This window comes from Pseudomonas sp. LG1E9 (assembly GCF_003290225.1).
GTDB lineage: Bacteria > Pseudomonadota > Gammaproteobacteria > Pseudomonadales > Pseudomonadaceae > Aquipseudomonas > Aquipseudomonas cyclaminis.
Window position 1 is genome coordinate 17,352 of the sequence record NZ_CP029983.1, and the last position, 21,311, is coordinate 38,662.

The 21,311-nt window shown below is 54.9% G+C and carries 20 protein-coding genes and 4 tRNA genes; all 24 read right to left on the reverse strand.

The window, feature by feature from the left end:
- Nucleotides 1-11: 11 nt before the first annotated feature.
- The 24 genes from rpsC to DNK50_RS00325 all read right to left on the reverse strand — a co-directional run bounded on the left by rpsC (nucleotide 12) and on the right by DNK50_RS00325 (nucleotide 21,248).
- The gene (gene rpsC / locus DNK50_RS00210) at nucleotides 12-698 is read right to left on the reverse strand and encodes a 30S ribosomal protein S3 (RefSeq protein ID WP_003176422.1); all 687 of its coding nucleotides are present in this window, start codon (nucleotides 696-698) and stop codon (nucleotides 12-14) included.
- Between the two features lie 13 nt (nucleotides 699-711).
- Nucleotides 712-1,044 carry a 50S ribosomal protein L22 gene (rplV, locus tag DNK50_RS00215; RefSeq protein WP_003103908.1) on the reverse strand — a complete coding sequence of 111 codons (333 nt, stop codon included), beginning with the start codon at nucleotides 1,042-1,044 and terminating at the stop codon, nucleotides 712-714.
- 11 nt (nucleotides 1,045-1,055) lie between these two features.
- Nucleotides 1,056-1,331 (reverse strand): 30S ribosomal protein S19, encoded by a 276-nt coding sequence (gene rpsS, locus DNK50_RS00220; protein ID WP_003232420.1) that lies wholly within the window; start codon nucleotides 1,329-1,331, stop codon nucleotides 1,056-1,058.
- 16 nt (nucleotides 1,332-1,347) lie between these two features.
- The gene (rplB, locus tag DNK50_RS00225; RefSeq protein ID WP_003176423.1) at nucleotides 1,348-2,172 is read right to left on the reverse strand and encodes a 50S ribosomal protein L2; all 825 of its coding nucleotides are present in this window, start codon (nucleotides 2,170-2,172) and stop codon (nucleotides 1,348-1,350) included.
- A 14-nt stretch (nucleotides 2,173-2,186) separates the two neighbouring features.
- Nucleotides 2,187-2,486: a 50S ribosomal protein L23 gene (gene rplW, locus DNK50_RS00230; protein WP_002555488.1), complete on the reverse strand. Its 300-nt coding sequence runs from the start codon at nucleotides 2,484-2,486 to the stop codon at nucleotides 2,187-2,189.
- Nucleotides 2,483-3,085 (reverse strand): 50S ribosomal protein L4, encoded by a 603-nt coding sequence (gene rplD, locus DNK50_RS00235; RefSeq protein WP_003176424.1) that lies wholly within the window; start codon nucleotides 3,083-3,085, stop codon nucleotides 2,483-2,485. The genes rplW and rplD overlap by 4 nt, the downstream gene beginning before the upstream one ends.
- A 12-nt stretch (nucleotides 3,086-3,097) precedes the next feature.
- Nucleotides 3,098-3,733, reverse strand: coding sequence for a 50S ribosomal protein L3 (gene rplC, locus DNK50_RS00240; RefSeq protein ID WP_003194649.1), 636 nt, complete (start codon nucleotides 3,731-3,733; stop codon nucleotides 3,098-3,100).
- Nucleotides 3,734-3,814: 81 nt separating this feature from the next.
- Nucleotides 3,815-4,126 (reverse strand): 30S ribosomal protein S10, encoded by a 312-nt coding sequence (rpsJ, locus tag DNK50_RS00245; protein ID WP_003186070.1) that lies wholly within the window; start codon nucleotides 4,124-4,126, stop codon nucleotides 3,815-3,817.
- A gap of 158 nt (nucleotides 4,127-4,284) precedes the next feature.
- A complete protein-coding gene (gene tuf / locus DNK50_RS00250) occupies nucleotides 4,285-5,478 on the reverse strand; it encodes an elongation factor Tu (protein WP_099584606.1) in 1,194 nt (397 codons plus the stop codon).
- A 30-nt stretch (nucleotides 5,479-5,508) separates the two neighbouring features.
- Nucleotides 5,509-7,614, reverse strand: a complete 2,106-nt coding sequence (fusA, locus tag DNK50_RS00255) for an elongation factor G (protein ID WP_015886136.1) — start codon at nucleotides 7,612-7,614, stop codon at nucleotides 5,509-5,511.
- Between the two features lie 30 nt (nucleotides 7,615-7,644).
- On the reverse strand, nucleotides 7,645-8,115 hold the full coding sequence (gene rpsG / locus DNK50_RS00260; protein WP_002555493.1) for a 30S ribosomal protein S7: 471 nt from the start codon (nucleotides 8,113-8,115) through the stop codon (nucleotides 7,645-7,647).
- A 118-nt stretch (nucleotides 8,116-8,233) separates the two neighbouring features.
- The gene (rpsL, locus tag DNK50_RS00265) at nucleotides 8,234-8,605 is read right to left on the reverse strand and encodes a 30S ribosomal protein S12 (RefSeq protein WP_002555494.1); all 372 of its coding nucleotides are present in this window, start codon (nucleotides 8,603-8,605) and stop codon (nucleotides 8,234-8,236) included.
- A 216-nt stretch (nucleotides 8,606-8,821) separates the two neighbouring features.
- The gene (gene rpoC / locus DNK50_RS00270; RefSeq protein ID WP_099584605.1) at nucleotides 8,822-13,021 is read right to left on the reverse strand and encodes a DNA-directed RNA polymerase subunit beta'; all 4,200 of its coding nucleotides are present in this window, start codon (nucleotides 13,019-13,021) and stop codon (nucleotides 8,822-8,824) included.
- A gap of 64 nt (nucleotides 13,022-13,085) precedes the next feature.
- The gene (gene rpoB / locus DNK50_RS00275; protein ID WP_032884533.1) at nucleotides 13,086-17,159 is read right to left on the reverse strand and encodes a DNA-directed RNA polymerase subunit beta; all 4,074 of its coding nucleotides are present in this window, start codon (nucleotides 17,157-17,159) and stop codon (nucleotides 13,086-13,088) included.
- A 219-nt stretch (nucleotides 17,160-17,378) separates the two neighbouring features.
- Complete coding sequence (rplL, locus tag DNK50_RS00280) at nucleotides 17,379-17,744, reverse strand: 50S ribosomal protein L7/L12 (RefSeq protein ID WP_053138313.1); 366 nt, start codon at nucleotides 17,742-17,744, stop codon at nucleotides 17,379-17,381.
- A 78-nt stretch (nucleotides 17,745-17,822) separates the two neighbouring features.
- Nucleotides 17,823-18,323 (reverse strand): 50S ribosomal protein L10, encoded by a 501-nt coding sequence (gene rplJ / locus DNK50_RS00285; RefSeq protein ID WP_003232405.1) that lies wholly within the window; start codon nucleotides 18,321-18,323, stop codon nucleotides 17,823-17,825.
- A 200-nt stretch (nucleotides 18,324-18,523) separates the two neighbouring features.
- Nucleotides 18,524-19,219, reverse strand: coding sequence for a 50S ribosomal protein L1 (rplA, locus tag DNK50_RS00290; protein ID WP_003176434.1), 696 nt, complete (start codon nucleotides 19,217-19,219; stop codon nucleotides 18,524-18,526).
- Entirely contained in the window at nucleotides 19,219-19,650 is a 432-nt protein-coding gene (gene rplK, locus DNK50_RS00295; RefSeq protein ID WP_003176435.1) for a 50S ribosomal protein L11, read from the reverse strand. The genes rplA and rplK overlap by 1 nt, the downstream gene beginning before the upstream one ends.
- A gap of 117 nt (nucleotides 19,651-19,767) precedes the next feature.
- On the reverse strand, nucleotides 19,768-20,301 hold the full coding sequence (gene nusG, locus DNK50_RS00300) for a transcription termination/antitermination protein NusG (RefSeq protein WP_003176436.1): 534 nt from the start codon (nucleotides 20,299-20,301) through the stop codon (nucleotides 19,768-19,770).
- A gap of 9 nt (nucleotides 20,302-20,310) precedes the next feature.
- Nucleotides 20,311-20,679, reverse strand: a complete 369-nt coding sequence (gene secE / locus DNK50_RS00305; RefSeq protein ID WP_003194658.1) for a preprotein translocase subunit SecE — start codon at nucleotides 20,677-20,679, stop codon at nucleotides 20,311-20,313.
- Between the two features lie 45 nt (nucleotides 20,680-20,724).
- Nucleotides 20,725-20,800, reverse strand: a tRNA-Trp gene (locus DNK50_RS00310).
- A 164-nt stretch (nucleotides 20,801-20,964) separates the two neighbouring features.
- Nucleotides 20,965-21,040, reverse strand: a tRNA-Thr gene (locus tag DNK50_RS00315).
- A gap of 25 nt (nucleotides 21,041-21,065) precedes the next feature.
- Nucleotides 21,066-21,139 (reverse strand) — tRNA-Gly (locus DNK50_RS00320).
- Between the two features lie 24 nt (nucleotides 21,140-21,163).
- Nucleotides 21,164-21,248 (reverse strand) — tRNA-Tyr (locus tag DNK50_RS00325).
- Between the last annotated feature and the right edge of the window lie 63 nt (nucleotides 21,249-21,311).

The following is a 21,311-nucleotide window of genomic DNA, read 5'->3' on the forward strand; positions in this document are numbered from 1 at the left end:
TGGCGTACCCCTTACTTAGCAGCTTTTTTACGAGGCGCTGGTGCTTGTGGTTTCAGTTCTTCTTGGCGACCACCAATTACTTCGCCTTTGAAGATCCAAACCTTTACACCGATCACACCGTAAGTGGTGTGAGCTTCGTAGTTGGCATAGTCGATGTCGGCACGCAGGGTGTGCAGTGGCACACGACCTTCGCGATACCATTCAGTACGTGCGATTTCAGCACCGCCGAGACGACCGCTCACTTGGATTTTGATGCCTTTGGCACCAATGCGCATGGCGTTCTGTACGGCGCGCTTCATAGCGCGACGGAACATTACGCGACGCTCCAGCTGCTGAGCTACGCTCTGCGCAACCAGCATACCGTCGAGCTCCGGCTTGCGGATCTCTTCGATATTGATGTGCACAGGCACACCCATTTGCTTGGTCAGGTCCTGACGCAGTTTCTCAACATCTTCACCTTTCTTCCCGATAACGATACCTGGACGAGCGGTGTGGATGGTGATACGTGCAGTTTGTGCCGGACGATGGATATCGATACGGCTTACGGACGCGCTTTTTAGTTTGTCTTGGAGATACTCACGCACCTTCAGATCAGCGAACAAATAGTCCGCATAAGTCCGACCGTCTGCGTACCAGACGGAGGTGTGCTCCTTGACGATTCCCAGGCGAATGCCAATGGGATGTACTTTCTGACCCATCTCTTCGACTCCGTTACTTGTCAGCAACCTTGACAGTGATATGGCAAGACCGCTTGACGATGCGATCAGCACGGCCTTTGGCACGTGGCATGATGCGCTTCAGCGAACGCCCTTCGTTGACGAAAACGGTGCTGACTTTAAGGTCATCAACGTCTGCGCCTTCGTTATGCTCGGCGTTGGCTACGGCCGACTCCAGCACTTTCTTCATGATCTCGGCGGCTTTCTTACTGCTGAAAGCCAACAGGTTGAGCGCTTCGCCCACCTTCTTCCCGCGGATCTGGTCGGCGACCAAGCGGGCTTTCTGGGCGGAGATTCGAGCGCCCGACAACTTAGCGGCTACTTCCATTTCCTAACCCCTTAACGCTTGGCTTTCTTGTCTGCCACGTGCCCACGATAAGTGCGGGTACCGGCAAACTCGCCCAGTTTGTGGCCAACCATGTCTTCGTTCACGAGAACTGGGACGTGCAGACGACCGTTGTGTACAGCGATGGTCAAACCGACCATTTGTGGCAGGATCATCGAACGACGCGACCAGGTCTTAACTGGTTTGCGATCGTTCTTTTCCGCCGCCACTTCGATCTTCTTCAGTAGGTGAAGATCAATAAAAGGACCTTTTTTCAGAGAACGTGGCACTGTCGTATCCCTCTATTTACTTGCGACGACGGACGATCATTTTGTCGGTACGCTTATTACCACGAGTCTTCGCGCCCTTAGTCGGGAAGCCCCATGGCGATACCGGATGACGACCACCAGAGGTACGACCTTCACCACCACCGTGTGGGTGGTCAACCGGGTTCATGGCAACACCACGAACGGTTGGGCGAACGCCACGCCAGCGTTTGGCACCAGCTTTACCCAGCGAACGCAGGCTGTGCTCGGAGTTCGAGACTTCACCCAAGGTCGCACGGCATTCAGCCAGCACTTTACGCATCTCACCAGAACGCAGACGCAGGGTCACGTAGACACCTTCACGAGCGATCAACTGAGCCGAAGCACCAGCGGAACGAGCGATTTGCGCGCCTTTACCTGGCTTCAATTCGATGCCGTGTACGGTGCTACCAACTGGAATGTTACGCAGTTGCAGAGCGTTGCCCGGCTTGATCGGCGCCAAAGCACCTGCGATCAGCTGGTCGCCAGCGCTCACGCCTTTAGGGGCGATGATGTAGCGACGCTCGCCATCTGCGTACAGCAGCAGAGCGATGTGAGCAGTACGGTTTGGATCGTATTCGATACGCTCGACAGTGGCAGAGATGCCATCTTTGTCGTTGCGACGGAAGTCGACCAGACGATAATGCTGCTTATGGCCACCACCGATGTGACGAGTGGTAATGCGACCATTGTTGTTACGACCACCAGTCTTCGATTTCTTCTCGAGCAGCGGTGCGTGAGGAGCGCCTTTATGCAGCTCCTGGTTGACCACCTTGACCACAAAACGGCGGCCAGGGGAAGTCGGTTTGCATTTAACGATTGCCATGATGCACCCCTTCCTTACTCAGCACTGCTGCTGAAATCGAGATCTTGGCCTGGCTGAAGGGAGATAACTGCCTTCTTCCAGTCATTACGCTTGCCCAGACCGCGAGCAGTGCGCTTGCTCTTACCCAGAACATTCAGGGTAGTAACACGCTCAACTTTCACGCTGAACAGGCTTTCGACGGCCTTCTTGATTTCCAGCTTGGTTGCGTCAGTTGCAACCTTGAAAACGAACTGGCCTTTCTTGTCAGCCAGAACCGTAGCCTTTTCGGAAACGTGCGGGCCAAGCAGAACTTTAAATACGCGTTCCTGGTTCATCCCAGCAGCTCCTCGAATTTCTTCACGGCCGACACGGTGATCAACACCTTGTCGTATGCGATCAGACTAACTGGATCGGAACCTTGCACGTCACGTACATCAACGTGTGGCAGGTTGCGAGCAGCCAGGTACAGGTTCTGATCAACAGCTTCAGACACGATCAAAACGTCGGTCAGGCTCATGTTGTTCAGTTTGCCCAGCAGATCTTTGGTCTTTGGACTTTCAACAGCGAAGTCCTGAACCACGACCAGACGATCAGTACGCACGAGTTCAGCAAGGATGGAGCGCAGAGCTGCGCGATACATCTTCTTGTTGAGCTTCTGAGAGTGATCCTGTGGACGAGCTGCGAAAGTGGTACCGCCGCCACGCCAGATTGGGCTACGGATAGTACCGGCACGAGCACGGCCAGTGCCTTTCTGACGCCAAGGGCGCTTACCGCCACCACGTACGTCGGAACGGGTCTTTTGCTGCTTGCTACCTTGACGGCCGCCGGCCATGTAGGCCACGACTGCTTGGTGAACCAGCGTCTCGTTGAATTCGCCGCCAAATGTCAGTTCGGAAACTTCGATCGCTTGAGCGTCATTTACATTTAATTGCATGTCAGCTTCCCCTTAACCGCGAGCCTTGGCCGCTGGACGTACAACCAGGTTGCCGCCAGTAGCGCCAGGAACAGCACCCTTGACCAACAACAGATTGCGTTCAGCGTCGACGCGCACTACTTCGAGGGACTGCACGGTCACGCGCTCAGCGCCCATATGACCGGACATTTTTTTGCCCTTGAATACACGACCAGGAGTCTGGCACTGGCCAATAGAGCCCGGGACGCGGTGGGAAACGGAGTTACCGTGAGTGTTGTCTTGACCACGGAAATTCCAACGCTTGATCGTACCCTGGAAGCCTTTACCCTTGGACTGACCGGTTACATCAACCAGTTGACCAGCGGCGAAGATTTCAGCGTTGATCAGATCGCCAGCCTGGTAGTCACCATCTTCAAGACGGAACTCCATAACAGTACGACCAGCTGCAACGTTTGCTTTTGCGAAGTGACCTGCTTGAGCAGCAGTCACGCGCGAAGCACGACGCTCGCCGACAGTGACTTGCACTGCACGATAGCCATCGGTTTCTTCAGTTTTGAACTGGGTGACGCGATTCGGCTCGATCTCAATGACCGTAACCGGAATGGAGACACCTTCTTCGGTGAAAATACGGGTCATACCGCATTTACGACCGACTACACCAATAGTCATGTTGTAAACCTCATGAGTGTACGGGGCTTTCACCCGCTATGGCCGCCCATTTCAGAGCGTTACACGACTAAGACCCAAGTCTTAGCCGAGGCTGATCTGTACTTCCACACCGGCCGCCAGATCAAGCTTCATAAGTGCATCAACGGTTTTATCCGTTGGCTGGACAATGTCCAGAACGCGCTTATGAGTACGGATCTCGTACTGGTCACGCGCGTCTTTGTTGACGTGCGGGGAGACCAGAACGGTGAACCGCTCTTTGCGGGTAGGCAGTGGAATTGGACCACGCACTTGAGCACCAGTACGTTTCGCGGTTTCCACGATTTCCTGGGTGGATTGGTCGATCAGGCGATGGTCAAAAGCCTTCAACCTGATACGGATTTGCTGATTTTGCATTGGATTTCAGACTCCGGCTGCTATTCCCAGCGAGCGCAATACGCCCGTTAAAAGGAGGCGCAATTCTATAGACGCCCCAGATAGGTGTCAACCCAATAAAAAAGCCCCCGCTGAGCGGGGGCCTTTTCAAAGCATCGAAGCTATCTCAAAAGAGATGCTTACTCGATGATTTTAGCTACAACACCAGCGCCAACAGTACGGCCGCCTTCACGAATTGCGAAGCGCAGACCGTCTTCCATTGCGATGGTTTTGATCAGGGTAACTTCCATTTGGATGTTATCGCCTGGCATTACCATTTCAACGCCTTCTGGCAGCTGGCAGTTACCAGTCACGTCAGTAGTACGGAAGTAGAACTGTGGACGGTAGCCTTTGAAGAACGGAGTGTGACGACCGCCTTCTTCTTTGCTTAGAACGTAGACTTCAGCGGTGAACTTGGTGTGCGGCTTAACCGAACCCGGCTTAACCAGAACCTGGCCACGCTCAACGTCGTCACGCTTGGTACCACGCAGCAGAACGCCGCAGTTCTCACCAGCACGACCTTCGTCGAGCAGCTTGCGGAACATTTCAACACCGGTGCAGGTGGTGGTGGTGGTGTCACGCAGACCAACGATTTCCAGCGGATCTTGAACGCGAACGATACCGCGCTCGATACGACCAGTCACAACAGTACCACGACCGGAGATCGAGAATACGTCTTCGATTGGCATCAGGAACGGCTTGTCGGTCAGACGAACTGGTTCTGGGATGTAGCTGTCCAGGGTTTCAACCAGTTTACGAACGGCAGTGGTGCCCATTTCGTTGTCGTCTTTGCCTTCCAGCGCCATACGAGCAGAACCGATGATGATCGGAGTGTCGTCGCCTGGGAAGTCGTAAGTGCTCAGCAGATCGCGCACTTCCATCTCAACCAGTTCCAGCAGCTCAGCGTCGTCTACCAGGTCAGCCTTGTTCAGGAAAACCACGATGTACGGAACGCCTACCTGACGGGACAGCAGGATGTGCTCACGGGTTTGTGGCATCGGACCATCAGCGGCCGAGCAAACCAGGATCGCGCCATCCATCTGGGCAGCACCGGTGATCATGTTCTTCACATAGTCAGCGTGACCTGGGCAGTCGACGTGAGCGTAGTGACGGATCTTCGAGTTGTACTCGACGTGCGCGGTGTTGATGGTGATACCACGAGCTTTCTCTTCTGGCGCGCTGTCGATTTTATCGAAATCAACGATTGCGGAACCGAATACTTCGGAGCAAACGCGAGTCAGAGCTGCGGTCAGAGTGGTTTTACCGTGGTCAACGTGACCGATAGTGCCAACGTTGACGTGCGGTAGGGAACGATCAAATTTTTCTTTAGCCACGACAATTAACTCCTTGCCTAAAGGACTGAATCAGCCTTGTTTTTTGGATACAGTTTCAGCGATGTGCGCCGGAGCTGTGTTGTATTTTTTGAATTCCATAGAGTAGCTTGCGCGACCCTGGGACATGGAGCGAACGTCGGTCGCGTAACCGAACATCTCACCCAACGGAACCTCGGCGCGAATCACTTTGCCGGAAACCGTGTCTTCCATACCCAAGATCATGCCGCGACGACGGTTAAGGTCGCCCATGACATCACCCATATAGTCTTCAGGTGTAACAACTTCTACCGCCATGATTGGCTCAAGCAACTCACCACCGCCCTTCTGGGCCAGTTGCTTGGTTGCCATGGAAGCAGCCACCTTAAACGCCATCTCGTTGGAGTCGACGTCGTGGTAAGAACCGTCAAAAACGGTTGCTTTCAGGCCGATCAGCGGATAGCCGGCAACAACACCGTTCTTCATCTGCTCTTCGATGCCCTTCTGGATAGCAGGGATGTATTCCTTAGGAACCACACCACCTACTACTTCGTTCACGAATTGCAGACCTTCCTGACCTTCGTCAGCAGGAGCAAAACGGATCCAGCAGTGACCGAACTGACCACGACCGCCGGACTGACGAACGAACTTGCCTTCGATTTCACAGTTCTTCGTGATGCGCTCACGATAGGAAACCTGAGGCTTACCGATGTTAGCTTCGACGTTGAACTCGCGGCGCATCCGGTCAACCAGGATGTCCAGGTGCAACTCGCCCATGCCAGAGATGATCGTTTGACCAGTCTCTTCATCAGTTTTAACGCGGAAAGATGGATCTTCCTGAGCAAGTTTGCCCAGAGCAATACCCATTTTTTCCTGGTCATCCTTGGTCTTAGGCTCTACGGCAACCGAAATAACCGGCTCCGGGAAGTCCATACGAACCAGGATGATTGGCTTGTCAGCGTTGCACAAGGTCTCACCAGTGGTGACGTCCTTCATGCCGATCAAGGCCGCGATGTCACCAGCGCGTACTTCCTTGATCTCTTCGCGGGCGTTTGCGTGCATTTGCACCATACGACCCACGCGCTCTTTCTTGCCTTTAACCGAGTTGATCACGCCGTCGCCGGAGTTCAACACGCCCGAGTAAACGCGGACGAAGGTCAAGGTACCCACGAATGGGTCAGTGGCAATTTTAAATGCCAGAGCGGAGAACGGTTCTGCGTCGTCTGCATGACGCTCCAGCTCGATAGTCTCGTCATCCGGGTCAGTACCCTTGATGGCAGGAATATCCACTGGTGCCGGCAAGTAGTCGATCACAGCATCGAGAACCAGGGGAACGCCCTTGTTCTTGAACGAGGAGCCGCAAACAGCCAAGACGATCTCACCAGCAATAGTACGCTGACGCAGAGCAGCCTTGATTTCCACGTTGGTGAGTTCCTCACCTTCGAGGTACTTGTTCATCAGCTCTTCGTTGGCTTCGGCCGCAGCTTCAACCATGTTGTTGCGCCATTCGTCAGCCAGTTCCTGCAGCTCAGCAGGGATAGGCTTACGAACAGGAACCATACCTTTGTCAGCATCGTTCCAGTAAACAGCTTCCATGGTCAGCAAATCGATCTGGCCCTGGAAGTTGTCTTCGGAACCGATAGCCAACTGGATTGGCACCGGAGTGTGACCCAGGCGCTGCTTGATCTGACCGATCACGCGCAGGAAGTTGGCGCCAGCACGGTCCATCTTGTTTACGTAAACAAGACGTGGAACACCGTATTTGTTGGCTTGACGCCATACGGTTTCCGACTGAGGCTCAACACCCGAGGTACCGCAGAACACAACGACAGCGCCGTCGAGTACGCGCAGGGAACGTTCAACTTCAATGGTGAAGTCAACGTGGCCCGGAGTATCGATTACGTTGAAGCGGTGCTCATCTTTGTACTGCTTCTCGGAACCTTTCCAGAAGGCGGTAATAGCAGCAGAAGTAATGGTAATACCACGCTCCTGCTCCTGAACCATCCAGTCTGTGGTCGCGGCGCCATCATGCACCTCGCCCATCTTGTGACTTTTGCCGGTGTAAAACAGTACGCGCTCGGTGGTGGTGGTTTTACCAGCATCCACATGAGCAACGATACCGATGTTACGGTAGCGGCTAATCGGAGTAGTACGAGCCATAAAGCCCTCGCAAAATTAGTGAAGCTAAGATTAGAAGCGGTAGTGCGAGAAAGCTTTGTTAGCTTCAGCCATACGGTGCACGTCTTCACGCTTCTTAACAGCAGCACCTTTACCTTCAGCAGCGTCCAACAGTTCGCCGGCCAAACGCAGAGCCATAGACTTCTCGCCACGCTTACGGGCGAAGTCTACCAACCAGCGCATTGCCAGAGCGTTACGACGGGACGGACGAACTTCGACCGGAACCTGGTAAGTAGCACCGCCTACACGGCGCGACTTCACTTCGACCAGCGGAGCGATGGCGTCGAGAGCTTTCTCGAAGATTTCCAGGGGATCGCTGTTCTTGCGTTCTTTAACCTTTTCCAGCGCGCCATAAACGATACGCTCGGCAACGGCTTTCTTGCCGCTTTCCATCACGTGGTTCATGAACTTGGCCAGGATTTGGCTTCCGTATTTTGGATCGTCAAGCACTTCGCGCTTGGCTGCTACGCGTCTTCTTGGCATGGATAAGCCCTCAAACGGTCTTCAGGTTCGTTCGGAATCGGTGCCCTTTCGGGACGCCTCCGACCTTACTCTTATCGACTCAGAAAATAAGATGATTCAGTTTTACAAAAAGCCGCTACTACTTAGGCTTCTTGGTACCGTACTTCGAACGACCCTGGTTACGACCTTTAACGCCGGAAGTATCCAAGGAGCCGCGTACGGTGTGGTAACGAACACCTGGCAAGTCTTTTACACGACCGCCGCGGATCAGTACCACGCTGTGCTCTTGCAGGTTGTGGCCTTCACCGCCGATGTACGAGGAAACCTCGAAACCGTTGGTCAGACGCACACGGCATACTTTACGCAGTGCCGAGTTAGGTTTTTTCGGCGTGGTGGTATACACACGGGTGCATACGCCACGACGTTGCGGGCAGTTCTGCAGCGCAGGTACGTCGGATTTCTCGACGATACGCTTACGCGGCTGACGTACCAGCTGGTTGATAGTTGCCATCTACTAGCTCCACTGTTGTCTTGCGACGCTATTGTCTTGCAAGAAAAGCAAAATGGCAGGAACGAATTCCCGCCAAATTTAGGGGTACAAGAGTCTAAAGAGGATCTTGTCCCCAGTCAAGGCAAGGCCCCGACCTCCCCACTCGTCGAACCGGGGCAAAACTGCCTCGATCCGACGAATGGGGCTGCCAGGGCCCAGTCTTATCTAGCGCAGAACTCAGTTACCGCTTGAGTTCAGTGCTTCGGTCAGTGCAGCTTCCACTTCACTGGCGCTAACGCGCAGCGGCTTGTCAGCATCACGGCGACGCTTACGCTCGCTGTGATAAGCCAAACCGGTACCCGCCGGGATCAGACGACCCACGACCACGTTCTCTTTCAGGCCGCGCAAGTAATCGCGCTTGCCGGTTACCGCTGCTTCGGTCAGTACACGAGTGGTCTCCTGGAAGGAGGCCGCCGAGATGAACGATTCAGTGGACAGCGACGCCTTGGTGATACCCAGCAGCACACGAGTGAACTTGGAAACGAATTTCTCGTCGCCAGCCAGACGCTCGTTTTCTACCAGTACGTGAGTCAGTTCCATCTGGTCGCCCTTGATGAAACTGGAATCGCCGGATTCAGCGATTTCAACTTTACGCAGCATCTGACGCAGGATGGTCTCGATGTGCTTATCGTTGATCTTCACGCCTTGCAGGCGATAAACGTCCTGGATCTCGTTAACGATGTACTTGGCCAGCGCACTTACACCCAGCAGACGCAGGATGTCGTGTGGATCGCTCGGGCCGTCGGAGATAACTTCGCCGCGGTTTACCTGTTCGCCTTCGAAGACGTTCAGGTGACGCCACTTTGGAATCAGCTCTTCGTACGGATCGGTACCGTCGTTCGGGGTGATAACCAGGCGGCGCTTGCCCTTGGTCTCTTTGCCGAACGCGATGGTGCCGCTGACTTCTGCCAGAATCGACGCTTCTTTCGGACGACGAGCTTCGAACAAGTCGGCAACACGCGGCAGACCACCGGTGATGTCGCGAGTCTTCGAAGTTTCTTGCGGGATACGCGCGATAACATCACCGATCGCGATCTTCGCACCATCCGCTACACCGACCAGGGCGTTGGCTGGCAGGAAGTACTGAGCGATTACGTCAGTGCCTGGCAGCAACAGATCCTTGCCGTTGTCATCGACCATCTTCACGGCAGGACGAATGTCTTTACCGGCAGCTGGACGATCTTTGGCGTCGAGTACTTCAATGTTGGTCATACCGGTCAATTCGTCAGTCTGACGCTTGATCGTGATGCCTTCTTCCATGCCCACGTAGGTCACGGTACCTTTCATTTCGGTAACGATTGGGTGAGTGTGCGGATCCCACTTGGCCACGATAGCGCCAGCGTCGACCTTGTCACCTTCTTTAACCGAAATCACAGCACCGTACGGCAGCTTGTAGCGCTCACGCTCACGACCGTAGTCATCAGCGATGGCCAGTTCGCCGGAACGGGACACAGCAACCAGGTGACCATCCACTCGCTCAACGTGCTTGAGGTTGTGCAGACGGACGGTACCGCCATTCTTCACCTGAACGCTGTCCGCAGCGGAGGTCCGGCTCGCCGCACCACCGATGTGGAACGTACGCATGGTCAGCTGGGTACCCGGCTCACCGATGGACTGGGCAGCGATAACGCCGACCGCTTCACCGATGTTCACCTGGTGACCACGAGCCAAGTCACGGCCGTAGCACTTGGCGCAGATGCCGTAGCGGGTTTCACAGCTGATCGGCGAGCGAACGATCACTTCGTCGATGCTGTTGAGTTCGATGAACTCGACCCACTTTTCATCTACCAGGGTGCCGGCAGGAACGATAATTTCCTCGGTACCTGGCTTGAATACGTCGCGTGCAATAACACGACCCAATACGCGCTCACCCAGCGGCTCTACAACGTCACCGCCTTCAATGTGCGGAGTCATCAGCAAGCCGTGCTCGGTGCCGCAATCGATCTCGGTTACAACCAGATCTTGTGCAACGTCTACCAGACGACGAGTCAGGTAACCGGAGTTAGCGGTTTTCAACGCGGTATCCGCAAGACCCTTACGAGCACCGTGAGTGGAGATGAAGTACTGGAGTACGCTCAAACCTTCACGGAAGTTCGCAGTAATCGGCGTTTCGATGATGGAACCGTCCGGCTTGGCCATCAGGCCACGCATACCGGCGAGCTGACGGATCTGCGCAGCAGAACCCCGTGCGCCCGAGTCGGCCATCATGTACATCGAGTTGAAGGATTCCTGGTCAACTTCGTCGCCGTGACGGTCGATGACTTTCTCTTTCGAGAGGTTGGCCATCATCGCCTTGGAGACTTCGTCGTTGGCCTTGGACCAAAGGTCGATCACTTTGTTGTACTTCTCGCCCTGTGTTACCAGGCCCGAGGCGTACTGGCTTTCGATCTCTTTCACTTCATCGGTTGCAGCTGCGATGATGCGGGCTTTTTCATCCGGGATAACGAAGTCGTTAACACCGATGGAAACGCCGGAGATGGTCGAATAAGCAAAACCGGTGTACATCAACTGGTCAGCGAAGATCACGGTCTCTTTCAAACCAACCACGCGGTAGCACTGGTTGATCAGCTTGGAGATCGCCTTTTTCTTCATCGGCAGGTTGACGACGTCGTAGGAAAGACCTTTTGGCACAACTTGATACAGCAGCGCACGGCCGACAGTGGTGTCGACGATACGGGTGCCGCTCACGCTGCCGCCGTCACGGTCGTTGACGGTTTCGTTGATCCGCACTTTGACCTTGGCGTGCAGTGCGGCTTCGCCGGCACGGAACACACGGTCAACTTCTTGCAGGTCAGCGAACACACGACCTTCGCCTTTGGCGTTGATCGCTTCACGGGTCATGTAGTACAGACCCAATACAACGTCCTGCGACGGAACGATGATTGGCTCACCGTTGGCTGGCGACAGAATGTTGTTGGTCGACATCATCAACGCACGCGCTTCCAACTGGGCTTCCAGTGTCAGCGGTACGTGCACGGCCATTTGGTCGCCGTCGAAGTCGGCGTTGTACGCAGCGCAGACCAGAGGGTGCAGCTGGATAGCCTTACCTTCGATCAGTACCGGTTCAAACGCCTGGATACCCAGACGGTGAAGGGTCGGTGCACGGTTGAGGAGAACCGGGTGTTCGCGGATCACTTCAGCGAGAACGTCCCAAACCTCTGGCAATTCGCGCTCGACCATTTTCTTGGCCGCTTTGATGGTGGTCGCGAGACCGCGCATTTCCAGCTTGCCGAAGATGAATGGCTTGAACAGCTCAAGTGCCATCTTCTTAGGCAGACCGCACTGGTGCAGACGCAGGGTCGGGCCTACGGTAATTACCGAACGACCGGAATAGTCAACACGCTTGCCGAGCAAGTTCTGACGGAAACGACCTTGCTTACCCTTGATCATGTCAGCCAAGGATTTCAGAGGACGCTTGTTCGAACCGGTGATAGCGCGGCCACGACGGCCGTTGTCGAGCAGTGCATCGACCGCTTCTTGCAACATACGCTTTTCGTTGCGCACGATGATGTCCGGAGCGGACAGATCAAGCAGACGCTTCAAGCGGTTGTTACGGTTGATCACGCGACGGTACAGGTCGTTGAGGTCGGACGTTGCGAAACGACCACCATCCAACGGTACCAGCGGACGCAGGTCTGGCGGCAGAACCGGCAGAACGGTCAGCACCATCCACTCTGGCAAGTTGCCGGAACCTTGGAAGGCTTCCATCAACTTCAGACGCTTGGACAGCTTCTTGATCTTGGTTTCCGAGTTGGTTTGCGGAATCTCTTCGCGCAGACGGCCAATCTCGTGCTCCAGGTCGATAGCGTGCAGCAGTTCGCGGACAGCTTCGGCACCCATGCGGGCATCGAAATCGTCGCCGAACTCTTCCAGCGCTTCGAAGTACTGCTCATCGTTCAGCAGCTGACCTTTTTCAAGGGTAGTCATGCCTGGATCGATAACGACATAGCTCTCGAAGTAGAGAACGCGCTCGATATCACGCAGGGTCATGTCCATCAGCAAGCCGATACGGGACGGCAGCGATTTCAGGAACCAGATGTGGGCAACCGGCGAAGCCAGTTCGATGTGCGCCATACGCTCACGACGAACCTTGGCCAGCGCGACTTCAACGCCGCACTTTTCGCAGATCACGCCACGGTGCTTCAAGCGCTTGTACTTACCGCACAGGCACTCGTAATCCTTTACCGGGCCAAAGATCTTGGCGCAGAACAGGCCGTCACGCTCAGGTTTGAACGTACGGTAGTTGATGGTTTCCGGCTTTTTAACTTCACCGAACGACCACGAACGGATCATCTCAGGCGATGCCAATCCAATACGGATGGCGTCGAACTCTTCGACTTGACCCTGGTTTTTCAGCAAATTCAGTAGGTCTTTCAAGGCCTTTCCTCCTGGCGGAGCAGAGAGCGGGCTAAACAGCCCCGCTCTCGATTCGCGTCACGTGTTATTCGGTTTCCAGATCGATATCGATGCCGAGGGAACGAATTTCTTTGATCAACACGTTGAAGGACTCGGGCATGCCCGGCTCCATACGGTGATCGCCGTCCACGATGTTTTTGTACATCTTGGTACGACCGTTCACATCGTCCGACTTCACTGTGAGCATTTCTTGCAGAGTGTATGCAGCACCGTATGCTTCCAGTGCCCAGACCTCCATCTCCCCGAAACGCTGACCACCGAACTGAGCCTTACCACCCAGCGGCTGCTGGGTAACCAGGCTGTACGAACCGGTAGAACGAGCGTGCATCTTATCGTCTACCAAGTGGTTCAGCTTCAGCATGTACATGTAGCCAACAGTAACCGGGCGCTCAAACTTGTTGCCGGTACGGCCGTCGAACAGCTGCATCTGGCCGCTTTCTGGCAGGTCTGCCAGTTTCAGCATGGCCTTGATTTCGCTTTCCTTGGCACCGTCGAACACCGGGGTAGCCATTGGAACGCCGCCGCGCAGGTTCTTCGCCAGATCCAGGATTTCCTGGTCGGAGAAGGTGTCCAGCTCTTCGTTGCGACCGCCGATCTCGTTGTAGATCTCGTGCAGGAACTTACGCAGGTCTGCGACCTTGCGCTGCTCTTCGATCATACGGTTGATCTTCTCGCCCAGACCTTTGGCCGCGAGGCCCAGGTGGGTTTCAAGGATCTGACCAACGTTCATACGCGAAGGTACGCCCAACGGGTTGAGGACGACGTCGACCGGGGTGCCATTGGCATCGTGCGGCATGTCTTCAACCGGCATGATCACGGAGACCACACCCTTGTTACCGTGACGACCGGCCATCTTGTCGCCCGGCTGGATGCGGCGACGGATTGCCAGGTAAACCTTGACGATTTTCAGCACGCCTGGAGCTAGGTCATCGCCCTGCTGCAGTTTGCGCTTCTTGTCTTCGAACTTGTCGTCCAGCAGACGGCGGCGATCAACGATGTAGGCCTGGGCCTTCTCGAGTTGCTCGTTCAGAGCATCTTCAGCCATGCGCAGCTTGAACCACTGGCCGTGCTCAAGACCGTCGAGGATTTCGTCGGTGATGTCCTGACCTTTCTTCAGACCTGCGCCGCCTTCGGCCTTGTGGCCTACCAGAGCGGAACGCAGACGTTCGAAGGTCGCGCCTTCAACGATACGGAACTCTTCGTTAAGGTCCTTGCGGATCTCGTCGAGTTGAGTCTTCTCGATGGACAGTGCACGAGCATCACGCTCAACGCCGTCACGGGTGAAGACCTGTACGTCGATGACAGTACCTTTGGTACCGGTAGGTACACGCAGGGAGGTGTCTTTAACGTCGCTGGCTTTTTCACCGAAGATCGCACGCAGCAGCTTCTCTTCCGGAGTCAGTTGGGTCTCGCCTTTCGGAGTGACCTTACCAACCAGGATGTCGCCTGCGCCTACTTCAGCACCTACGTAAACAATACCGGCTTCGTCCAGCTTGTTCAGTGCAGCTTCACCCACGTTCGGGATGTCTGCAGTGATCTCTTCAGGCCCAAGCTTGGTATCACGTGCCACACAGGTCAGTTCCTGAATGTGGATCGTGGTGAAGCGGTCTTCTTGAACAACACGCTCGGACAGGCAGATGGAGTCTTCGAAGTTGAAGCCGTTCCATGCCATGAACGCGATGCGCATGTTCTGACCCAGAGCCAGTTCACCCATGTCGGTGGACGGACCGTCGGCCATGATGTCGCTACGCTGAACGCGATCACCCTTGCTCACCAGCGGACGCTGGTTGATGCAGGTGTTCTGGTTCGAGCGGGTGTATTTGGTCAGGTTGTAGATGTCGACACCGGCTTCGCCAGTTTCAACTTCGTCATCGGCAACGCGAACCACGATACGGCTGGCGTCAACGGAGTCGATCACGCCGCCACGACGAGCCACGACGCAAACGCCGGAGTCACGGGCTACGTTACGCTCCATGCCGGTACCTACCAGCGGCTTGTCAGCACGCAGGGTCGGTACAGCTTGACGCTGCATGTTGGAACCCATCAACGCACGGTTGGCGTCATCGTGCTCCAGGAACGGGATCAGCGACGCTGCAACCGAAACTACCTGCTTCGGCGAAACGTCCATCAAGGTGACGTCTTCCGGCGCCTTGACGGTGAACTCGTTCAAGTGACGAACAGCTACCAGTTCGTCGATCAGGACTTTCTTGTCGTTCATCGTGGCCGAAGCCTGAGCGATCACGTGATCAGCTTCTTCGATAGCAGACAGGAACACGATCTCGTCGGTGACCAGAGCGTCTTTCACCACACGGTACGGGCTCTCAAGGAAGCCGTACTGGTTGGTGCGCGCATAAGCGGCCAGGGAGTTGATCAGACCGATGTTCGGACCTTCCGGCGTTTCGATCGGGCATACACGACCGTAGTGCGTAGGGTGAACGTCACGAACCTCAAAGCCTGCACGCTCACGGGTCAGACCGCCCGGGCCCAGTGCAGAAACACGGCGCTTGTGGGTGATCTCGGAGAGCGGGTTGTTCTGGTCCATGAACTGCGAGAGCTGGCTGGAACCGAAGAACTCTTTCACCGCCGCAGCCACTGGCTTGGCGTTGATCAGGTCTTGCGGCATCAGGCCTTCGCTTTCTGCCATCGACAGACGCTCTTTGACCGCACGCTCAACACGTACCAGGCCAACACGGAACTGGTTCTCAGCCATTTCGCCTACGCAGCGAACACGACGGTTACCCAGGTGGTCGATGTCATCGACGATGCCTTTGCCGTTACGGATGTCGACCAGAGTCTTCAAGACCGCAACGATGTCTTCCTTGCACAGCACGCCCGAACCTTCGATCTCGGTACGACCGATACGACGGTTGAACTTCATCCGGCCGACCGCAGACAGGTCATAACGCTCAGGGCTGAAGAACAGGTTATTGAACAAGGTTTCGGCTGCGTCTTTGGTAGGTGGCTCGCCAGGACGCATCATGCGATAGATCTCGACCAGCGCTTCCAATTGGTTGCTGGTGGAGTCGATCTTCAGGGTGTCGGAGACGAACGGACCGCAGTCGATATCGTTGGTGTACAGAGTCTCGATGCGAACAACCTGAGCCTTGGCAATCTTGGCTAGGATCTCAGTGTTCAGCTCGGTGTTGCACTCAGCCAGGATTTCTCCAGTAGCGGGGTGAACGATGACTTTAGCGGTCGTGCGACCCAGGACGTAGTCCAGAGGCACTTCCAGCGATTTGATGCCGGCTTTTTCGATCTGGTTGATGTGGCGCGCAGTGATACGACGACCCGCTTCAACAATGACCTTGCCATTTTCATCCTGAATGTCCAGGACCGCAATTTCACCGCGCAGACGCGAAGCAATCAGCTCAAGGCTTAGAGTTTCATCCTTGAGGCTGAACACGTTGGTGGTATAGAAAGCGTCCAGCACTTGCTCAGTGGTGTAACCGAGCGCGCGCAGCAGTACCGAGGCCGGCAGCTTGCGACGACGGTCGATACGCACGAACACGCAGTCTTTCGGGTCGAACTCGAAGTCCAACCACGAACCGCGGTACGGAATGATGCGTGCGGAGTACAACAGTTTACCGGAGCTGTGCGTCTTGCCGCGGTCGTGGTCAAAGAACACGCCCGGGGAACGGTGCAGCTGGGAAACAATTACACGCTCGGTACCGTTGATAACGAAGGTACCGTTCTCAGTCATCAATGGGATTTCGCCCATGTAGACTTCTTGCTCTTTGATGTCCTTGATCGCTTTGTTCGACGATTCTTTGTCGAAAATGATCAGACGGACTTTTACCCGCAAAGGTACGGCGTACGTAACGCCACGCAACACGCATTCTTTGACATCAAATGCCGGTTCGCCCAGGCGATAACCGACGTACTCCAGCGCAGCATTGCCGGAGTAGCTGATGATCGGGAAAACGGATTTGAAGGCCGCATGCAGGCCCACGTCGCGGAACTGATCTTTGGTCGCTCCCGCCTGCAAGAATTCACGATACGAATCCAGCTGGATAGCCAGAAGGTACGGGACATCCATGACGTCCGGCAACTTGCTAAAGTCCTTGCGGATACGTTTTTTCTCAGTATATGAGTAAGCCATCAGCGTTCCCCAGCTTGGTCACCTGCTTGTTTGGCCCCTCCGACGGGAGCAGCCAGAAAATCTTGCAAACCCCATGGTTTGCACCACCGCATCGGGTGGCTACAGCGCGTTAATGGCGGCGACCGAGTCGACAGCCAAGAACGGAAAAAGGCCGGTGGCAAGAGCCACCAGCCATCAGCCTTCAGCTTAACGCTTGGGCTGGAGACGCAATGTCGATGCTTACTTCAGCTCGACTTTAGCGCCTGCTTCTTCCAGAGTTGCCTTGGCTTTGTCGCCTGCATCTTTGGTCACTGCTTCCAGAACCATAGCAGGAGCGCCGTCAACTACAGCCTTGGCTTCTTTCAAGCCCAGACCGGTCAGTTCACGTACTGCCTTGATCACGTTTACTTTCTTCTCGCCAGCTTCCAGCAGCATGACGTTGAATTCGGTTTGCTCTTCAACAACGGCAGCAGCAGCAGCTGGGCCAGCGGAAGCAGCGGCAGCGGAAACGCCGAATTTTTCTTCGAAAGCTTTGATCAGCTCAACAACCTGCAGAACCGACATTTCAGCTACGGCGTTGAGGATATCGTCTTGGGAGATAGACATTGCTGTATTTCCTGAATTGGGGGACGGCCTACGCGGCCATCGAAATAAACAAAAATACGCGAGAGAATTTGCTCAGCCTTAGGCTGCGGCAGCTTCTTTTTGCTCGCGAACTGCAGCCAGAGTACGAGCCAGCTTGCTGGTAGCGCCTTGAATCACGCTCATCAGCTGCGAAATGGCTTCGTCGCGGGTCGGCAGTGTTGCCAGTACGTCGATTTGGTTAGCTGCGAGGAACTTGCCCTCGAACGCAGCTGCCTTGATCTCGAACTTATCCTGACTCTTGGCGAATTCCTTGAACAAACGGGCAGCAGCGCCTGGATGATCCTTGGAGAACGCGATCAGAGTCGGGCCTGTGAACACGTCGTTGAGGACACTGTATTCAGTGTCAGCAACGGCGCGCTTGAGCAGGGTGTTACGTACAACACGTACGTATACGCCAGCTTCACGAGCCTCTTTACGGAGTCCGGTCATAGCGCCTACTGTCACACCACGGGCATCAGCCACGACAGCGGACAGAGCAGCTTTGGCAGCCTCGTTGACTTCAGCGACGATGGCCTTCTTGTCTTCGAGATTAATTGCCACGGGTTTAACTCCTGCTTGTTACCGTTTCATCTGGCCGGAGCCGGATGTCGTTTTGGTGTCTGATTCGGTAAGGAACCGGGAGCACCATCTGCGTAGGCTTTTGGTTTAAGACTTGCGTCGCCTACGGTCTTGGATAGCCCCCGCCAGGCAGGGACCCCAATTTTTTCCAATTGACGCAATCGCTTGCGCCAATCTGTGTCTTATACGTCCAGCGAGCCTTGGTCGATGACCAGACCCGGGCCCATAGTGGTGCTCAGGGTAACGCGCTTGACGTAGATACCTTTCGAGGAAGCTGGCTTGATACGCTTCAGATCAGCGATCAGGGCTTCAACGTTTTCCTTCAGCTTGACGGCGTCGAAGCCGACTTTGCCAACGGAGGTGTGAATGATGCCGTTTTTGTCGGTGCGATAACGAACCTGACCAGCCTTGGCGTTTTTAACCGCGGTAGCTACGTCTGGAGTTACGGTGCCGACTTTAGGGTTAGGCATCAGGCCGCGTGGGCCCAGGATCTGACCCAATTGACCTACAACGCGCATTGCATCCGGGGAAGCAATAACTACGTCATAGTTCAGGTCGCCGCCTTTCATTTCGGCAGCCAGGTCGTCCATGCCAACGCGATCAGCGCCAGCGGCCAGAGCTGCTTCAGCAGCTGGACCTTGGGTGAAGACGGCTACACGTACAGTCTTGCCAGTACCGTGTGGCAGCACAGTAGCGCTACGAACGACCTGGTCGGATTTACGTGGGTCAACACCCAGGTTTACAGCAACGTCAACAGACTCGCTGAACTTGACAGTCGACAGCTCGGTCAGCAGAGCAGCAGCGTCCACAAAGTTGTAGGACTTGCCCGCTTCGATTTTGCCGGCGATAGCCTTTTGGCGCTTGGTCAGCTTAGCCATTACACACCCTCCACGTTAAGGCCCATGCTACGAGCAGAACCGGCGATGGTACGCACGGCTGCATCCATATCAGCTGCAGTCAGATCCGCGTTTTTGGTTTTCGCGATTTCTTCCAGCTGAGCACGAGTTACGGTGCCAACCTTAACGGTGTTAGGACGAGCGGAACCGCTAGTCAGACCAGCAGCTTTCTTAAGCAAAACCGAAGCCGGGGTCGACTTGGTTTCGAAAGTGAAGCTACGGTCGCTGTATACAGTGATGATCACTGGAGTCGGCAGACCTGGCTCAAGACCCTGAGTACGGGCGTTGAAAGCCTTGCAGAATTCCATGATGTTCACGCCGTGCTGACCCAGAGCTGGACCAACAGGTGGGCTTGGGTTGGCCTGAGCGGCCTTCACTTGCAGCTTGATGTAAGCGGTAATCTTCTTGGCCATGAGGCACTCCAATTACGGGTTCAAACGCCTCGAAAGGCTCCCCGGTTACTTGCGCGTTTATCCCAGTGACGACAAAACCCCACAGCCTAAGGCTGCGGGGTTGGGATGCTTATTCAGCTAGACCTTCTCGACCTGGCTGAACTCCAACTCTACCGGAGTAGAGCGACCGAAAATGAGCACCGCCACTTGGATCCGGCTCTTTTCGTAGTTAACTTCTTCGACAGTACCGTTGAAATCAGCAAACGGACCATCTGTGACACGAACAACCTCACCCGGCTCGAACAACGTCTTCGGCTTAGGCTTGTCGCTACCATCAGCAACACGACGCAGAATTGCTTCTGCCTCTTTGTCAGTGATTGGAGCAGGCTTATCAGCAGTACCGCCAATGAAACCCATGACACGAGGAGTGTCCTTGACCAAGTGCCAAGTACCTTCATTCATGTCCATCTGAACCAGCACATAGCCAGGGAAGAACTTACGCTCACTTTTGCGCTTCTGACCATTCCGCATTTCAACCACTTCTTCAGTGGGAACCAGAATTTCGCCGAAGCCATCTTCCATGCCTGCCAGCTTTACGCGCTCTAGCAAAGAGCGCATAACATGCTTCTCGTAACCCGAGTAAGCATGCACAACGTACCAACGCTTAGCCACGGGACACCCTTAGCCAACAATCAAGGAAACAAGCCAGCCGAGGAGGGAATCAAGCCCCCACAACAGCAACGCCATAACCAGAACAACAGCCACAACAATCAACGTGGTCTGCGTGGTTTCTTGGCGAGTCGGCCAAACGACTTTACGGATTTCGGTGCGAGCTTCCTTCACCAGAACCGCGAAAGACTTGCCTTTGGCAGTCTGCAAGCCTACAAAGGCAGCTACAGCAGCAAGAGCAAGCAAAGCGAGAACGCGGTACAGGATCGGCGAAGCAGAGTAGTACTGATTGCCAACAACGCCTACGACCACCAATGCGACCACAGCGAGCCACTTGACGAGATCGAAACGAGAGCTTTGAGCTTCAGCCTTAGGAGTCATCTATGAAGATCCTGTGAAAAGAAAGCCAGACACACCACGTGAATCTGGCAGGTCAGGAGGGAATCGAACCCCCAACCTACGGTTTTGGAGACCGTCGCTCTGCCAATTGAGCTACTGACCTAAAACAAAATCAGGCCGACCATTATGCAGGCCTGAAAAAGACTTTACAACAACCAACCCCACTAGACTTGAAATCACCTGACAACATCAGCGCCAGATACAAAACCCTCAAGCCGAGGCAGCTGTTAAAACAAAGGCAGATATTTTCATATCTGCCTTGTTATATGGAGCTCTTGAGCGGATTTGAACCGCTGACCTCACCCTTACCAAGGGTGTGCTCTACCAACTGAGCTACAAGAGCAAAACACCTGCACAACCTGCAAACTTGGAGCGGGTAGCGGGAATCGAACCCGCATCATCAGCTTGGAAGGCTGAGGTTCTACCACTAAACTATACCCGCGGAGCTTGCAGCTCACGCTAAAAATGGTGGAGGGGGAAGGATTCGAACCTTCGAAGTCGTAGACGTCAGATTTACAGTCTGATCCCTTTGGCCGCTCGGGAACCCCTCCTAAGCGAGCCGGCATTTTACATCACGCCGACCTTCTGTCAAGCATTTTCTCATTTAAATTATG

Excerpts from the sequence above, each read along its gene's own strand:
- rpsC (WP_003176422.1), bottom strand. The coding sequence starts at position 698 with ATGGGTCAGAAAGTACATCCCATTGGCATTCGCCTGGGAATCGTCAAG.
- rplV (WP_003103908.1), bottom strand. The coding sequence starts at position 1,044 with ATGGAAGTAGCCGCTAAGTTGTCGGGCGCTCGAATCTCCGCCCAGAAA.
- rplB (WP_003176423.1), bottom strand. The coding sequence starts at position 2,172 with ATGGCAATCGTTAAATGCAAACCGACTTCCCCTGGCCGCCGTTTTGTG.
- rplW (WP_002555488.1), bottom strand. The coding sequence starts at position 2,486 with ATGAACCAGGAACGCGTATTTAAAGTTCTGCTTGGCCCGCACGTTTCC.
- rplD (WP_003176424.1), bottom strand. The coding sequence starts at position 3,085 with ATGCAATTAAATGTAAATGACGCTCAAGCGATCGAAGTTTCCGAACTG.
- rplC (WP_003194649.1), bottom strand. The coding sequence starts at position 3,733 with ATGACTATTGGTGTAGTCGGTCGTAAATGCGGTATGACCCGTATTTTC.
- rpsJ (WP_003186070.1), bottom strand. The coding sequence starts at position 4,126 with ATGCAAAATCAGCAAATCCGTATCAGGTTGAAGGCTTTTGACCATCGC.
- fusA (WP_015886136.1), bottom strand. The coding sequence starts at position 7,614 with ATGGCTCGTACTACTCCGATTAGCCGCTACCGTAACATCGGTATCGTT.
- rpsG (WP_002555493.1), bottom strand. The coding sequence starts at position 8,115 with ATGCCAAGAAGACGCGTAGCAGCCAAGCGCGAAGTGCTTGACGATCCA.
- rpsL (WP_002555494.1), bottom strand. The coding sequence starts at position 8,605 with ATGGCAACTATCAACCAGCTGGTACGTCAGCCGCGTAAGCGTATCGTC.
- rpoB (WP_032884533.1), bottom strand. The coding sequence starts at position 17,159 with ATGGCTTACTCATATACTGAGAAAAAACGTATCCGCAAGGACTTTAGC.
- rplL (WP_053138313.1), bottom strand. The coding sequence starts at position 17,744 with ATGTCTATCTCCCAAGACGATATCCTCAACGCCGTAGCTGAAATGTCG.
- rplA (WP_003176434.1), bottom strand. The coding sequence starts at position 19,219 with ATGGCTAAGCTGACCAAGCGCCAAAAGGCTATCGCCGGCAAAATCGAA.
- rplK (WP_003176435.1), bottom strand. The coding sequence starts at position 19,650 with ATGGCCAAGAAGATTACCGCTTACATCAAGCTGCAAGTGAAGGCCGCT.
- secE (WP_003194658.1), bottom strand. The coding sequence starts at position 20,679 with ATGACTCCTAAGGCTGAAGCTCAAAGCTCTCGTTTCGATCTCGTCAAG.